Origin of the sequence: Fictibacillus solisalsi, assembly GCF_900103485.1 — a bacterium.
In the GTDB taxonomy this organism is placed as follows: Bacteria; Bacillota; Bacilli; order Bacillales; family Fictibacillaceae; genus Fictibacillus_C; species Fictibacillus_C solisalsi.
In genome coordinates this window covers 1180243-1195278 of record NZ_FNHW01000001.1, presented here as the reverse complement: position 1 = coordinate 1195278, position 15036 = coordinate 1180243, and the positions used below count along the sequence as shown (strand labels likewise).

Here is a 15036-nt window from a genome sequence, read left to right as displayed (position 1 = left end):
GTAATTATAGCCCATAATCCAAATGGAAGAAACTCATTTCACTTATAAAAAGAATTGGGAGACTCATTCATCTCTTCTGATGAAATGAGATGAACTCCTGTTTTTTCTTTTTGGGCAAACTCAAACATGGCAGCGGCGACCGAGCTCGCTTTTACAGGGCGGTATTTTTTAAGACCACCTTTGAATAAAAAGGAAAACCGCCCGAAAATCCAGTCAGCAGCTCGTTCTCCTGCCCGGAACTCCTCTCGTTCGCCTGTTAACAGAGACGGGCGGAATATCCCGATCAATGGCACACCTTCTTTTACTACGTTACCCTCCATCTCTCCCTTAACCCTGCTATAGAAAAAGCGTGAATCCATATCTGCACCCAGGGCGGAAATGACCAGAAAAGAATGCGCTCTCTGATCGGCCGCAATCCGGGACATCACAACGGGATAATGCAGATCAACCCTTCTGAAATCCTCCTTCGTCTTGGCCTTTTTTATCGTTGTACCAAGGCAACAAAATACATCTGCTGCCTTAAAGTACTGTGTGTGCTCTTCAAGGCCGTTAAAATCGGTGATTACTTCTGTCACCTTCTCAATTCTGATTCCTGTTTTCCTTCGTGTAAACACAATAATGTGCTCATACGTGTTGCTTTCTACAAGCAAACGGAGCAATTCCCGCCCGACGAGTCCCGTTGCTCCGGCAATCACTGCCGTTTTTCCCATGTTACCATTCCTTCCCATGACCCTTTTTTACTAAAATGAGGTCGCGTTTACGACTCTGGCTCCAAGGACATCGGTAAAATGCTGAAGCGCCCAATCATGGCCGGCGGCATTAAAACTTTGTACAGCATCCTCATGAATCACAATGGTAAAGCCTCTATTATAGGCATCAATCGCTGTATGCAATACACAAATATCAGAGCAAACACCAACGAGGTGAATTTCAGTAATGCTGCGTTCCCGCAGTTTGAGATCCAGATTAGTTCCGGCAAAAGCACTGTACCTCGTTTTATCCATCCAGTACACCAATTTATTCTGTTCGTCTGGCAAAGAGGAGACATACCCTCCAAGCTTTCCGTATTGCTCTCTCCCCTTTGTTCCTTTAATATTGTGAGGAGGAAACAGTGACGTTTCGGGATGATATGTATCCTCTTCTTCGTGCAAATCAACCGCAAAAACAACAAAATCATTATTCTCAACGAATTGCTTTGTAATCGCAGTTAATCGGTTCTCAATGGACTGGCCCGGAACACCGCATGTTAATTTTCCTTCATCCGCAACAAAATCAAATGTATAGTCCACAACGATCAAAGCTTTCATCGTCCCAGCTCCCTTTTGCTTTTATCCAAGCGTTTCAATCTCTACGTTTTGTACTCCTGTTATTTCTTTAATATCATAATAAATGTCGGTTGTATATCTTTTATCGTATGTCCCAATGGTCAGTTCCATTTTGCTCATACCATTTTCCAGATCCTTCACACGCACATTGTAAATTTTCATCTGTCTCTTCTTGATTTCTTTAACCATTTCCGTCATATCCCTTCCATCAGGAACAATGAGTCGTACTTTGGCTTCTTTTTCCCTCAGCGTTTTTGGGCCCACCCATTTCATAATCATAGGGATCAATTCTACACTGATCAAAATCATAAGTGCCCCTGCTGAAGCCTCCAAGTAAAAACCTGCACCCGATGCAATCCCCAATCCGGAAGCACCCCATATCATCGCAGCCGTAGTCAGACCTGAAATGACGTCATTGCTCCGCCTTAATATGACACCTGCTCCCAGGAAACCGATACCGCTGACGATTTGTGCCGCCAAACGCATAGGATCCATCATCGTTCTTCCTGTCAGCTCAGAAAATGTGCTTGCTGATTCAATGGAAACGATTGTTAACAGACAACTGCTGATCGAAATGACCAGGCAAGTTTTCAGGCCAACCGGTTTTCGTTTCAGTTCCCGCTCAAGGCCGATGACCAAACCGAGGAATGCTGATATTCCAAGCTTGATTAAAATGAGGCTCATTGCCATTCTCCTCCCTCTTATAGTTTATATGTATGGTAAATACCCTAAAAATACTATAACCTTCCGGAAAGCTCAACTATATCTCAGAAAATGTAGATAAACAGAAAGGCATCTTATATAATAAAAATGATTCAAATTTTTCTGAAAAATTAGAGAAAGGAGTGTTGCATTCGTGGATTCTCACTTGTGTTTTCAGGAGGGGATGAAATGTTAGCCGAAAGAGAAAAGAAAGAAGGACAAACAGATTATTCAGCCATTGCCTCTTCCCCTTCTTTTCAGAATTTGATTCGCCAAAAAAAGAATTTCCTTTTGCCTATGTCGATTTTCTTCCTGGTCTTTTACTTTACTCTTCCCATCATGACGTCTTACTCAACCTTCTTAAATAAAAATGCAATCGGAGACATTAGCTGGGCATGGATATTTGCGTTTGCCCAGTTTGTTATGACCTGGGTGCTTTGCATTCTTTATTCCCGAAAAGCGGTAAAATTTGACCAAATCGCCGCTCACGTCATCACCCAATCTGAAAAGGGGAAAACGAAATGAATACAGCTTTCATGCTGTTCGTCGGAATTGTTGCCATTACGCTTGTCATAACCTACTTTGCTGCCAAACGGACCAATAATGCAAACGATTTTTACACAGCAAGCGGTGGATTAACCGGTTGGCAAAATGGCCTTGCCATCGCAGGGGATTACATGTCAGCCGCATCATTTTTAGGGATTGCCGGTTCTATTGCACTTTCAGGATTTGACGGGTTCTTTTATTCCATCGGGTTTCTCGTTGCGTATCTTGTCGTGCTCTATCTAGTGGCTGAACCGCTCAGAAATCTTGGTAAATACACGATGGCCGATATGATCGCCTCCCGGTTCGATGACAGGAAGGTCCGGGGTGTGGCCGCCTTGAATACCATCACCATTTCTATCTTTTATATGATTGCCCAGCTCGTAGGAGCCGGAGCCCTCATTACATTATTGCTTGGTTTAAAATACACAACCTCGGTATTAATCGTGGGAGTGCTTATGACGGTTTATGTCGTGTTTGGCGGAATGATGGCCACGAGCTGGGTACAAATTGTGAAAGCGGTATTGCTCATGGTTGGAACTTTTATTATCTCCGTCATGGTCTTTGCCAAATTCGGATACAGTATAACAGGCATGTTTGAGCATATGAAAACCGCTACTCCGCTCGGAGAGAGCTTCCTGAATCCCGGCAATAAATATAAAGACCCGCTGGATACGATTTCTCTCAATATGGCTCTTGTTTTGGGAACAGCCGGCCTGCCTCACATCCTGATCCGCTTTTTTACGGTAAAAGATGCCCCGACAGCGAGAAAGTCTGTCGTCTATGCCACATGGTTGATCGGCATCTTTTACATCATGACGGTCTTTCTAGGATTTGGAGCAGCAGCGTTTGTAGGAACGGAAAGTATTGTAAAAGCAAATGCTGCTGGCAATATGGCAGCTCCATTGCTTGCCCGTGCACTCGGTGGAGATTTCTTGTTCGCCTTTGTATCAGCGGTTGCGTTTGCGACCATTCTTGCCGTGGTTGCCGGCCTTGTGCTTTCTGCCGCATCGGCCTTTGCCCATGACTTTTACAGCCAAATCCTGCGAAAGGGCAAGGCAACCGAAAAAGAACAAATGAGTGCGGCAAGATGGGCATCCATCGGTGTTGCTGTTCTTTCGATTCTGCTGGCACTCTTTGCCCAAAAATTGAATGTAGCATTCCTCGTTTCTCTTGCTTTTGCCGTTGCTGCCAGTGCCAACCTGCCTATTTTGCTTCTTACCGTCTTTTGGAAGCGTTTTAACACGACGGGAGCAGTAACCGGAATGCTTGTCGGCCTTTTTAGTTCCTTGATCCTTGTCGCCATCAGTCCGAGCGTTTGGTCTCCGGAAGCGGGTGTCGCCATTCTTGTCGGAGAGCCATTGTTCCCGCTCGCCAATCCAGGTATCGTGTCCATTCCGTTAGGCTTCATTGGAGCCATCGTTGGAACTCTGTTGTCCAAGAAGACCGTGGACCAGAGCAAATTTGATGAAATTCTCGTAAAAGTGAATACAGGTGTCGGACTCCGGGATAACGCTTAACCGGCAAAAAGGACAGCATTTCATTCATGCTGTCCTTTTTCCTTGTTCCTGGCATGTTTGCGTACGAGCGGATAAAAAACGATGCCCGATACCAAAAGTGCCATGCCAAAAAGGAAGGTTTTTAAATCTTCCGTTCCTGCTTTTATGACCCATAACGAATACAAAGCCGCGAGAACCGCAATCAGACCATCGCCCAATCTTGATCTTGAGGCTCCTTCATACGTTTCCCCGCTGAAAACGAGTTTTACCTGATACAGGGAAGCCATCAAATAAGGAACGAGAAAAGCCAATGTTGCAACAAAGATGACAAAGTCAAATGCATCAGCCATCGACTGGGAAACAACGGAAAAAATAAAAAGCTGTGTCATGATATTGGTGACAATCAAGGAAAAGGAAGGTGCACCAAAACGGTTTTCTTTTGCGAACGCCGGTATAAACATCGATTTGTTGGCCGCTTGGTAAGGAACCTCGGCGGCGAGCAAAATCCAGCCTATCGTCGCTCCAAACAATGAAATCAGCCCAAGAATAGCCATAATACTGCTTCCCGAGGGACCAATGACACTTTCAAGCGCATCAACAAGGGGCTTTTGCGAATGAATCAATTCTTTTTGAGGAAGAGTTCCCATGACAAGTACCGTAATCCCTATATAAATCAAAAGAGCTATCAGGAGCCCGAAGATGGTCGCCATCTTAACATCATTTTGCCTTTTGGCCCGGCTGGAAAAGACCACCGCAGATTCTACGCCAACAAACGCCCAAAGCGTGGAAATAGCCGCCGCATTCAACTGCCCCATAAACCCGATTGTTCCTCCCGAGCTGCTCGGCTTCAGTTCGATAAGAGGAGACAAGTAGCTGGACTGAAAGGCAAACAAACAGATTAAGATAAAAAACAAAAAGCCCGCAACCTTTGCCACGGTCGCTACAAGATTTGCCTTCCCTGCTCCTTCGATTCCTTTCAGGATCATAAAATGAAGACCCCACAATAATGCAGAACACACTAAAAAAGTGATCCCTCCTCCAAGCGTGACATCTGTGCTTCCTGCCTTAAAAAGAAGTTGTTTACTGGTCATCACCGGAAAGAAGGTGGACAGGTAGCTGGCAAACGTCGTAATGATTGCCACATTGCCCGCGAAGTTTGCCACCCAATATCCCCAGCCCACGATATATCCTGCGACCAGTGAGGTTTCAGTGTCCTCCTTGAATAAGGCCATAGCATAATTTTGCGGTCCGCCATTCAAAGAAGGTTTTCTTAATGCAAGGTTGCCGAACACTAGGGCCGTCAATAAAACGCCCAATCCTGTAACCAACCATGCACCGAGAACGCCTCCGGGACTCGCCACTTCAGCCAGCGACCGGGGCAGCATAAATATTCCTGACCCCACCATGTTTCCTATAACCAATGCGGTAAGCACCGGCAAACCAAGCTTATGTTCATTCATATTCATGATCCCTCCTCCCCTACTATCTCCCTCTTTGGCTATCACTAACCGTTTTTCATCGCACACAAAAAAGCATACAGAAAAAATCTGTATGCTTTATACCTCGTTAAATTTTTAAAAATGTCATTCCATTTTCCTGCTTTACTTTGTTTTCTTTAATTAATTTGCCCAGTGCCCGTTTAAATGCTGCCTTACTGATGTCAAATTCATTTTTAATGTCATCCGGGTCTGATTTATCGGTATACGGCATCCGGCCTTTATGATTCTTCAAGTACTGATAGATCATTTCTGCGTCTTCATTATACGCCTGTTCTTTTCTTGGTTTCATGGAAAGATTGACTCTTCCGTCTTCTCTCACAAACGTTACACGGCACTCTACCTGTTCGCCAAGCCGGAGCCGGCGCGTCATTTCATCGTTGTGAATAAAACCAATCAGATGATTTTCCGTAAACACCAATGCTCCTGCTTCATTGAGTTTGTAAACATGGCCTGTCACAATCTGATTAAATTGGTTTTCTTCTGCCGATTCCGCTTGATCCACAATCTCCTGTTCTGTGGCAAGGTCGGCAAATAGTCTGCCTTTTTTATCAAGACGGAGTCCGCAGTACAACTGATCTCCAATAACCGGCCATTGATCCAACGGCCCCGGAAGGTCATCATTGGACAATAATACATCTTTATGTATGCCCATATCGAGAAATACTCCGAGTCGTTTTTGTGAGCCGACGACCGTTAGCCAGGCCAATGTGTCCAGCCTTACTTTTGGCTGTGACATCGTTGCCGAAAGGCGGCCCTCATGATCTTGATATAAAAAGACATCAACGGTTTCTCCTTCTTTCAACTCCCGTGATGCTTCGCGTTTGTGAAGCATTACATCCTCTGCACCATTGCTTAAAAAATAACCAAACTCACTCAATCTCGCCACTTTTAAGGCCGTGACTTCTCCTGCCCTTAACTTATTTTCCATAACCGCTCAATCCTTTTGCTCTTTTTCATAGTATTCACCTTTATATCAAAAATAGAAACCTACTTTTTAGAAAGCAGGCTTCCTTTTTCCCATTATTCATCTTTCTTGTTTTCTTCGGCTTCCAATTCCATCAGTTTTTTGATCAGGATGTGCTGCGGCATATGCATGATTTGCTCTAACGGAACATTAAGTTTTTCGGACAGCATAACAGCTGTCTCCGCAGATATTTGTAAAGGTTTCATTCGATCAGCCTCCCTCCGCTAAGTATAGCAGACCTGATTGTTCTTTAAAACAATCCTACCGCTTTTCCATCTTCCGTAACATCCATATTCAGGGCAGCAGGTGACTTCGGAAGGCCTGGCATTGTCATGACATCACCTGTGAGCGCGACAATAAAACCCGCACCTATAGATGCTTTTAATTCACGAATGGAAATCACAAATTCCGTCGGCCGCCCAAGCTTCTTAGGATCATCCGACAGGGAATATTGTGTTTTCGCCATGCAAACAGGAAGGGAGGACCAGCCTTGCTGTTCAAATTCCCTGAGCTGCGCCAACGCTTTTTGCGAGAATTGGACACCTGCCGCACCATACACCTTTTCAGCGATGGTAATAATTTTTTCTTCCAGAGGTTGATCAAGCGTATACAAAGGTTCAAACGCATTCGATTGGGTTTCGATGATATTCAGCACCGTTCGTGCCAGATCCTCGCCGCCTTCTCCGCCTTTTAACCAAACATCTGCAATCTCCACAGGAATGTTTCGCTCTCTGCACCAATTCAGGATATGCTGCACTTCCTCATCATGATCCGATACAAACCGGTTCAACCCTACGACAAACGGTAAACCAAACGCCTGAATGGTTTCAATGTGCTTTTCAAGGTTGGCCATCCCTTTTGCAAGGGCGGCTATATTCTCAACCGATAGTTGGGTCTTATCTACACCACCATGCATTTTCAGGGCACGGGCAGTGGCCACAATAACAACTGCACTAGGCTTTAGTTCGCCGTATCGTGATTTGATATTTAAAAACTTTTCGGCTCCAAGGTCTGCACCAAATCCTGCTTCGGTAACCACAAAGTCACCCAGCTTACTGGCCAATTTGGTCGCAATAATGCTGTTACAGCCGTGGGCAATATTCGCAAAAGGCCCTCCATGTATAATGGCAGGTGTATTTTCCAGGGTTTGTACCAGATTGGGACGTAGCGCATCCTTTAACAGCAGGGTAAGCGCACCTTCCACCTTCAGATCACTAACGGTTACTGGCTGGTTATCATATGTATATGCAACCACCATTCGGGAAAGCTTTTTCTTTAAATCCTTCAGATCCCGGGCGAGACAGAATATGGCCATCACCTCTGAGGCAACAGTTATGTCAAAACCATCCTCACGCGGGACACCTTGTATCGGTCCGCCCAGGCCAATCACGATGTTACGCAAGGCGCGATCATTCATGTCAATTACCCGTTTCCAGACAATGCGGCGAGGATCGATCTTCAACTCATTTCCCCGATGTATATGATTATCGATGAATGCAGCCAACGCATTGTTTGCTGTTGTAATCGCGTGAATATCCCCCGTAAAATGAAGATTGATATCTTCCATTGGTATGACTTGTGAATAGCCACCGCCAGCCGCTCCACCTTTGAGTCCCATGCTTGGTCCAAGCGAAGGTTCTCGAAGTGCAATGATGGCTTTTTCACCAAGCCGGTTCAATGCCTGGCCAAGACCAACGGTGACGGTTGATTTCCCTTCTCCGGCGGGTGTGGGATTGATGGAAGTCACCAGGACCACCTTGCCTTCCGATGCGGTTTTTAGTTTATCAAATAAATCCAGGGATAACTTGGCTTTGTAGCGACCATACGGTTCCCAATCCTCTTCGGTCAGGTTCAGTTGGGCAGCGATCTCTTCAATCCGTTTCATGCTTGCTTCCTGTGCAATCTCGATGTCAGACTTGTGCGTTACTTCCTTTGTCATCTATAGTGTACCCCCTGTAAAAATACGTGCTATTCTTATTCTACAAAAAAACAGGCATAAAAGATAATGTTGCTTTTCCTGCCTTAATTATGTATCCAAATTTTCATTTTTGCTGCAGACCCATGTATACTATAATGGAAGGGATTACAATTTACATATTTAAGGAGGTTCTTTTTAATGGCAAAGATCACTGTAAAGGGTTTCGGCGAATATGAAATTGAAAGCGGCAAGAAACTCGTTCTTGGACTCGAAGACCAAGGAGTAGATATTCTTCACCGTTGCGGGGGCAATGCAAGGTGCACGACCTGCCGGGTGGAAGTGCTGCAGGGCAGCTTCGGTGAGATGGGCGAAGCAGAACGGAAAATCATCGAAACGAAAGGCCTTGGTGAGAATATCCGCCTTTCCTGCCAGGTAAGAGTCAGTGGGGATGCTGAAATCGCACCCGCCATGACTTCCTCAAAAGACGGTGTTGACGCAGGACCACGTCCGGCAGAATAAATCCAACGCCACTACCTGGGGAGCCGCATGCTCCATGCGAATCTCCCCTTCTTTTTATCGCCTTCCTTCCCATTCCTCAAAAAACACGGCTAAAAAGTGCTCCATTTCTTCATGGCGGCGTGCTGCCAGCTGTTTTCCATAGGATGTGTTCATCCTGCTTTTGAGTTTCAAAAGTTTTTCGTGGAAATGATTTACGGCCGTCGATCTCCCATTTCGGTATTCCTCTTTTGTCATATTGCTTCTAACCTTAATATCCGGATCATAAATCAACTGTCCGATATGTCCCGAATAAGCAAATGTACGCGCAATGCCAATCGCTCCGATGGCATCCAGCCGGTCAGCATCCTGAACCACTCTGCCTTCAAGAGACGACATCGGAACAGTGTTGCCGCCTTTATAGGACATAGTTGAAATGATGTTAAGAACCTCTGTGCATACATAAGCAGGGACATCGTTATCTCGCATCCAACGTTGGACTTTTTGAAGCCCCTCTTCTTCTGAACCATTCAATTTCTCATCGGCGATGTCATGCAAGAGCGCAGCCAGGCTGCAAATAAAAGAATCTGCCCCTTCTTCTATGGCGATGGAACAGGCCAATTTATTCACTCTATATATATGCCACCAGTCGTGCCCGCTTCCCTCGTGACCGTGCACCGATTTTGCATAGTTCTCTGCTGCTTTCAGTATTTTGTTCAAAATTACTCCCTACTTTCTTCATTCCTTATAAAAAATGGCTGCGGTAGACATACTAATTCAAAAACAGGTAGGTGAATGGGATGTCAGAACCGTACAATGAGTTAAAACAAGTGGATATGTCAATCCAGAGTGCACAGCGAATCATCGGACATGCAACAATGAGCATGGACCCTGGACAGCTGCATGCAGCCAAAGAAGCGCTTGATACCGCCAAGCAGCAGTATGAGGAAGCACTCAAAAACCCCACAGGCATGGATGGCATGTTCTTGGAGCATGCCAAAGAAACTCTTCAGCAGTGTGAACAGCAAATTAATGAGGCATTAAAGCCTTAAAGAAGGAAAAGCCGGAGATCTCCGGCTTTTTATTATGAATATTAAACGGTAAGTTCCAGTTCAAGATAGTTTACATACGCATACGCTTTTTTCTTGGTCGTAATGTTATTTTCTTTAAACCCTTCCAGAAGAGCAATATAATAACTTCCATCAAACTCCCGTTGGACCTTCAATGTGATTTCGATCGAAATACTGACCATATAATCACTCATCCCGGTAAATTGTTTTCCAAATTCAATAAAGGCTGTATCGCTTTCTTTCAACTTAATCCCTTTGGATGCAAGGTGCTGGAAATAGTCCTGGATTGAAAACTGCGACAAAATATCCCATCCCATTCTAAAAAAGTTTCCTTTAAATTTTAACAATTCAAAATGGCTTTAATCAATAATTTCTTTTTTTCCATGAATGATATTGCCGTTCAACGCCTGTGTGGCTAAGGTATCTGCTTCTTTATTGTCATTTCGGTTCAGGAGTTCAAAGACAGGCTGAAGCCCGAGTTTTTTCATTTTTTCTTCAATCCGGTCCATCCACCGCTGAAGGTTTTCTTCATAGCAAGGCCATTCGCCGCTCATTTGATGTATCACACCCATCGAATCGCCTTTGATTGTAACAGAAGTATGATGCACACCCAATGCATCCAGTTCATTGACAAGAAGCCAGAGAGCAGCATATTCCGATTCGCTGTTTGATGAAATCTCGTCGAAAGCGGCATTCGTCCTTACACGGTAATTCTTGTGACTTTGTGTATAATAGATCGCTACCCCCTGGCCGGATTCCTGGATATCCTTTTGAAAGCCTCCGTCAAAGTAGGCAACAATATCCGTTGGCTCTGTCACAATGACCGCCACCATTTTTTGAAGTTCCTTCCTGGACCAATAGACTCCGGATTCATCCATAAAACTTAAGTTGCCGAGCCTCCCTGTTTTCTCAATATCAGCCGCAAGCTGTACTGCACGCTCAACTGTAACCGGATCTGATACAAATCGAACCGTTTCTTTCGACTTTGAAGGTTTGTACTCCCATTCCAGCGTCAGTTTCAAAACCATGACCTCCCATCAAAATTAATCTCCTACCTTATTGTATCCCATTTGGCTATAATAGAACTAACAGGAGGGATGAGATGTGATTGAAGTTTATATTGATGGAGCCAGTGCGGGAGACCCGGGGCCATCAGGAGCCGGGATCTTTATTAAACTCGGAAATGGTAAAGTTGAACAACACAGTATCCCGCTCGGCAGCCTCTCCAATCATGAAGCGGAGTTCAAAGCCTTGCTTCTCGCTCTTGATATTTGTTTGGAAAAGAAGTATGATTCCGTTTCATTCCGTACGGATTCTCAGGCCGTTGATCGGGCAGTTGAAAAACGTTTTGCCAAAGACAAACGATATGACGGCCTTCTTCAAGAAGCATTGGCAAAGATGGATACATTGCAATTATTCTTTATCAAATGGATCCCAAGCAAACAAAATAAGGTTGCCGACGAACTCGCCCGAAAGGCTGTCCAACTGAATAAAACTACATAAAAAAGGAGCGGGCCATTTTCAGCCCACTCTGACATTGATTTCAAGTCGGGATAATTCATCCTTCAATAACGAACGATTGACTTTAATTCGGATATCATCAAAATTCAAGTCCAGAATATCAGGAACATCCCTGTAGATTTCACAGAGGTCGCGGCTTAGGAACGCCATCTCACGACCCAGCTGCAGTTTCTTGAAATATCTTTTGTACTTCACATCCAGTTCATCCACGGATTCATAAATGCCTTCCACGCTTCTATATTGCTGAACCAAAGGCAGCGCTGCTTTCTCGCCGACCCCTGCTACCCCTGGGATATTGTCACTCTTATCACCAAGCAATGCTTTCACATCGATCCATTGGGAAGGCTCAATTCCATAGTCATCGCGGAAATCATGCACTGTATATTTAATTTCACCCTTTTTGGCAGCAATAAGCTGGGACGTTTGTTCGCATAAAAGCTGCAGCAAGTCACGGTCATTGCTGTAGATAATGCATTCTCCTTGTTTCTCATCCCGCCATTTTTGGGTAAACGTACCGATAATATCATCTGCTTCATATCTCGGAATGGTAAACTGCGGAAGACCTAATGTATTAAAGAGCGTAACCGCTGTTTCGTACTGCTGGATCAAAGGTTCAGGAAGCTCGTTTCGGGTTCCCTTGTAGTCCTGGAACTTTTCTTTGCGCAACGTTTCGTTTCTCTTTACATCCCAAGCGATGGCCAAATGTGTAGGTTCATGAATTCTTACGAGCTGGAGAAGCTTTTGGATCTTGGCCCGCAGTCCATTGATAAACAGGCCCTGTGAATTGCGCGTGAGCTGATCCCATTCCTTACCGTATGCTGTGGCAAAATAACATCTGCTCAGCAGGTTAAACCCATCGATTAACAGCAATTTTTCTTGTGTTTCTTCCGACATACTTTCCACCATCCCGCCAATAATAAAAAAACTTATTTTACCTAAGGAGTAAAATAAGCTTGTTATGTATATCCGCTTTGCCGTAGCTCATCCTGTCTTAAAAACCCGTTCTCACAGGTGGGTATCCGCAGCGGTCTTTCCACCTTCCTCTGCGTAATGGAGAGGCACGGTGTATTCAACCCGTCATTTAGGATTCCCGAATTACTCATATCGGTTTAAGACAAAATAAGAGCCACTAACATCGCAGAATGTAATTATAACTCTAATGTTGGAATTTGTAAATACTTACTTTGTTTTCTTGCCGTGGCGGTGATTGTCACTTTGCTGCTCATCCATAGCGGCAAATTCTGTATCACTGCGCTGTTCCATTTTCTTTGCGTTGTTGTTACGCTGGGCATTGGCATTTCCTTTTTTCTGTCTTCCCAATGTGGTCAGCTCCTGTTTATAGAATATACCTATGGTTCCCGAAAGTCAAAAAAAGAATCCTCCTTATAATTTTCCTCATAATGGCAATCCTATGTATTAAAAGGAGGCTGGTTTACTCATGGCAAATGCTTATTTATGCCCAAACTGCAAAACCAACCGTACACGGTTTAACATTATTGATCAGGTCCCGCAATCGGTAAAACTGGATCCTGCAACTGGCTCCGTTGTCAACCAGTACAACAGCAATGAAGAGCTTGATCCTTTTCATATTCCTTACAACGGAGCCAGCAAACTCATTCAATGTGCTGCCTGCGGCGTAGTGGGTGAAGAAGAGACCTTTATTAAAAGAGCTCAAAATAATCCCCTTTAAAGATGAACATTTTGTTCATCTTTTTTTATTTCATAAAAGGAAAAACCTCTTTTTACCGCGAAATCATAATGAAATGAGACGAAAGGAGGACAACGATTGTCTGTTAGAAATCCAGATTCCCATCTGTTTAAAATTCCAAACTGCCAAATCGAGAAAAAAGAGTATCAGATTGTTTCTCAATATTATGAAAGTGAATCCTTCGCTTACAGAACCTTTATTGTTACCCAATCAGGAGCGCCGTACCTGTTGTACGAGCTTGCCATCACGTATGAAGCTGTGTACAAGCTGAGCCAATTTTTTCCCCTTTATACTCCTGCTTTCTTGCTGCCCCTTGGATTGAACTTTGTGTATGACATGCTCAAAGCTCCATGCCCCCGCCATACTTCATCATTAATCACCAAAGAACACATCTCTTCTTTAGCCATCCATTGGCGCTCTCTTCCACCAATCACAGGCCCTGATTTGCCCGAATCTTCCTCTTCATTATAGTTAATCGCCGTTACTTCTCCTTTTTAAGAAGCTCTTTTTGTTGTGGCTGATGGTTTACTCCGCACCAGTCCAAAATCGTTAGGATGATCATAGCTGCCGCCTCAAAAATTTTATCCAGTTCGATGTATTCATCCGGATAATGAGCGACAGAAGTGACGCCAGGCCCAAATACTATGCTCGGCGTGTGTCCTACTGCTGTCAGAAGTCCGCCGTCTGTTCCCCATGGTGAAGCTTCAATAACAGGCTCGGCGCCGGAGATATCCTTAAATCGCTTTTTGAGAAGCTGCATTAACTCATGTTCCGGATCAATGGAGCCAGGAAGCCATTGGGCTCCGAACCATTCCACCCGGGGTGGATGATTGATTAACCAATCGTCCTGAATACTTGCCATTCTATCTTCAAGCTCGTTCCTTACTTGCTCTAGCGTTTCATTTGGAGCAACTCCAATTCTCCCTTCAATCACAATACAATCAGGAACTGAAGATGGCCAGTCACCGCCTGATATTTTTCCAAGGTTGATTGGAACTGGAATCGGAATCTTCTCATACAGGGGATCGGTGATTCTTTCGTTTCTCGTTTTCTCAAGCCGCTGGATTTCCTGTATGACGACTATGGCTTTTTCAAGCGCGCTGACTCCTTCATACCGGGTTCCGCCGTGTGCAGAGCGGCCAAAAATATGGACTCTGAACCACATGGAACCTTGCTGGCTAGGGAAAATTTTCATGTTAGTCGGTTCTGGGATAATGGCGGCATCCGCTGTGTATCCCCTTAATATGGCGGCGAGTGTTCCGGCTCCCCCACTCTCCTCTTCCATCACACTATGAAAGATGACATCCCCTTTTAGTTCCAGCTTCAGATCCTTGATGCATTCCATTGCGAGCAACAGACAGAGATTGCCACCTTTCATATCAGTAGCCCCTCTGCCGTACAGCTTTCCATCCTTAATGGTACCGCTGTACGGATCGTTTTTCCACTGGCTGATATCGCCCGGTGGGACGACATCCACATGGCCATTGAGAACAACTGACCTGCCGCCTCCTGTTCCTTTAATTACTGCGGCTACGTTAGGGCTGTTCGAAAAATCTGTTCGAGTCGCACAAAAATAGGGATGCAAAAGAAACTCCTCTTCGTCCGGATGCCAAAGATCTACTTCACAGCCTATATCTTTTAGCTTTTCGGCAATCAGCAGCTGTACCTCTTTTTCATTTCCCTGTTCGCTGTTCTTACGAACCATTTGCTGAAGGAACGAGACCGCCTCCGGTTTTTTCTTTATCATCCACTTCTGAATTTCCTCTAACATATGATCCCTCCTGAATATTAG

General features: G+C 44.7%; 20 protein-coding genes and 1 other RNA gene. 7 read left to right on the top strand and 14 right to left on the bottom strand.

The window, feature by feature from the left end:
* Positions 1–38: 38 nt before the first annotated feature.
* Genes BLT53_RS06210 through BLT53_RS06200 form a run of 3 tightly spaced genes read right to left on the bottom strand, consistent with a single transcriptional unit; the run spans position 39 to position 2009 of the window.
* On the bottom strand, positions 39–710 hold the full coding sequence (locus BLT53_RS06210; protein ID WP_090233511.1) for an NAD-dependent epimerase/dehydratase family protein: 672 nt from the start codon (positions 708–710) through the stop codon (positions 39–41).
* 30 nt (positions 711–740) lie between these two features.
* A complete protein-coding gene (locus tag BLT53_RS06205) occupies positions 741–1307 on the bottom strand; it encodes a cysteine hydrolase family protein (RefSeq protein ID WP_090233510.1) in 567 nt (188 codons plus the stop codon).
* Positions 1308–1328: 21 nt separating this feature from the next.
* Positions 1329–2009, bottom strand: a complete 681-nt coding sequence (locus BLT53_RS06200; RefSeq protein ID WP_090233508.1) for an MgtC/SapB family protein — start codon at positions 2007–2009, stop codon at positions 1329–1331.
* A gap of 207 nt (positions 2010–2216) precedes the next feature.
* Between BLT53_RS06200 and BLT53_RS06195 the strand changes: the two genes are divergently transcribed.
* Positions 2217–2552, top strand: a complete 336-nt coding sequence (locus BLT53_RS06195) for a DUF485 domain-containing protein (RefSeq protein WP_090233507.1) — start codon at positions 2217–2219, stop codon at positions 2550–2552.
* Entirely contained in the window at positions 2549–4090 is a 1542-nt protein-coding gene (locus BLT53_RS06190; RefSeq protein ID WP_090233506.1) for a solute symporter family protein, read from the top strand. Before BLT53_RS06195 ends, BLT53_RS06190 begins: the two co-directional genes overlap by 4 nt.
* 20 nt (positions 4091–4110) lie before the next feature.
* Here the strand turns inward: BLT53_RS06190 and BLT53_RS06185 are convergent, their stop codons facing one another.
* The 4 genes from BLT53_RS06185 to BLT53_RS06170 form a co-directional block, all read right to left on the bottom strand.
* Entirely contained in the window at positions 4111–5529 is a 1419-nt protein-coding gene (locus tag BLT53_RS06185) for an amino acid permease (protein WP_090236732.1), read from the bottom strand.
* A gap of 106 nt (positions 5530–5635) precedes the next feature.
* Positions 5636–6496, bottom strand: a complete 861-nt coding sequence (locus BLT53_RS06180; RefSeq protein ID WP_090233504.1) for a CvfB family protein — start codon at positions 6494–6496, stop codon at positions 5636–5638.
* 92 nt (positions 6497–6588) lie between these two features.
* Positions 6589–6738, bottom strand: coding sequence for a YycC family protein (locus BLT53_RS06175; protein WP_074440479.1), 150 nt, complete (start codon positions 6736–6738; stop codon positions 6589–6591).
* Between the two features lie 44 nt (positions 6739–6782).
* Positions 6783–8471 carry a formate--tetrahydrofolate ligase gene (locus BLT53_RS06170; RefSeq protein WP_090233503.1) on the bottom strand — a complete coding sequence of 563 codons (1689 nt, stop codon included), beginning with the start codon at positions 8469–8471 and terminating at the stop codon, positions 6783–6785.
* 177 nt (positions 8472–8648) lie between these two features.
* Between BLT53_RS06170 and BLT53_RS06165 the strand changes: the two genes are divergently transcribed.
* Complete coding sequence (locus BLT53_RS06165; RefSeq protein ID WP_090233501.1) at positions 8649–8969, top strand: 2Fe-2S iron-sulfur cluster-binding protein; 321 nt, start codon at positions 8649–8651, stop codon at positions 8967–8969.
* A gap of 54 nt (positions 8970–9023) precedes the next feature.
* On the opposite strand, the gene BLT53_RS06160 is transcribed toward BLT53_RS06165, so the two are convergent.
* On the bottom strand, positions 9024–9665 hold the full coding sequence (locus BLT53_RS06160; RefSeq protein WP_090233500.1) for an HD domain-containing protein: 642 nt from the start codon (positions 9663–9665) through the stop codon (positions 9024–9026).
* An 80-nt stretch (positions 9666–9745) separates the two neighbouring features.
* Between BLT53_RS06160 and BLT53_RS06155 the strand changes: the two genes are divergently transcribed.
* Positions 9746–9997: a DUF2564 family protein gene (locus tag BLT53_RS06155; RefSeq protein ID WP_090233499.1), complete on the top strand. Its 252-nt coding sequence runs from the start codon at positions 9746–9748 to the stop codon at positions 9995–9997.
* Positions 9998–10038: 41 nt separating this feature from the next.
* On the opposite strand, the gene BLT53_RS06150 is transcribed toward BLT53_RS06155, so the two are convergent.
* Together BLT53_RS06150 and BLT53_RS06145 are read right to left on the bottom strand one after the other, a co-directional pair.
* Positions 10039–10317, bottom strand: coding sequence for a DUF6123 family protein (locus BLT53_RS06150; RefSeq protein WP_244520361.1), 279 nt, complete (start codon positions 10315–10317; stop codon positions 10039–10041).
* A gap of 57 nt (positions 10318–10374) precedes the next feature.
* Positions 10375–11037 carry a reverse transcriptase-like protein gene (locus BLT53_RS06145; protein WP_170834251.1) on the bottom strand — a complete coding sequence of 221 codons (663 nt, stop codon included), beginning with the start codon at positions 11035–11037 and terminating at the stop codon, positions 10375–10377.
* Positions 11038–11119: 82 nt separating this feature from the next.
* On the opposite strand from BLT53_RS06145, the gene BLT53_RS06140 reads away from it, so the two are divergent.
* On the top strand, positions 11120–11518 hold the full coding sequence (locus BLT53_RS06140; RefSeq protein WP_090233493.1) for a reverse transcriptase-like protein: 399 nt from the start codon (positions 11120–11122) through the stop codon (positions 11516–11518).
* Between the two features lie 18 nt (positions 11519–11536).
* Here the strand turns inward: BLT53_RS06140 and BLT53_RS06135 are convergent, their stop codons facing one another.
* The 3 genes from BLT53_RS06135 to BLT53_RS24940 form a co-directional block, all read right to left on the bottom strand.
* Positions 11537–12430, bottom strand: coding sequence for a 5'-3' exonuclease (locus tag BLT53_RS06135; protein ID WP_090233492.1), 894 nt, complete (start codon positions 12428–12430; stop codon positions 11537–11539).
* Between the two features lie 65 nt (positions 12431–12495).
* Positions 12496–12683, bottom strand: a non-coding RNA gene (gene ssrS, locus BLT53_RS06130) — 6S RNA.
* 32 nt (positions 12684–12715) lie between these two features.
* Positions 12716–12856 (bottom strand): hypothetical protein, encoded by a 141-nt coding sequence (locus BLT53_RS24940; RefSeq protein ID WP_170834250.1) that lies wholly within the window; start codon positions 12854–12856, stop codon positions 12716–12718.
* A gap of 118 nt (positions 12857–12974) precedes the next feature.
* On the opposite strand from BLT53_RS24940, the gene BLT53_RS06125 reads away from it, so the two are divergent.
* Together BLT53_RS06125 and BLT53_RS06120 are read left to right on the top strand one after the other, a co-directional pair.
* Positions 12975–13226 (top strand): hypothetical protein, encoded by a 252-nt coding sequence (locus BLT53_RS06125; RefSeq protein WP_061969852.1) that lies wholly within the window; start codon positions 12975–12977, stop codon positions 13224–13226.
* A 96-nt stretch (positions 13227–13322) separates the two neighbouring features.
* The gene (locus BLT53_RS06120) at positions 13323–13715 is read left to right on the top strand and encodes a hypothetical protein (protein ID WP_090233490.1); all 393 of its coding nucleotides are present in this window, start codon (positions 13323–13325) and stop codon (positions 13713–13715) included.
* 10 nt (positions 13716–13725) lie between these two features.
* Here BLT53_RS06120 and BLT53_RS06115 read toward each other — a convergent pair whose 3' ends face one another.
* Positions 13726–15015: a peptidase gene (locus BLT53_RS06115; protein WP_090233489.1), complete on the bottom strand. Its 1290-nt coding sequence runs from the start codon at positions 15013–15015 to the stop codon at positions 13726–13728.
* Between the last annotated feature and the right edge of the window lie 21 nt (positions 15016–15036).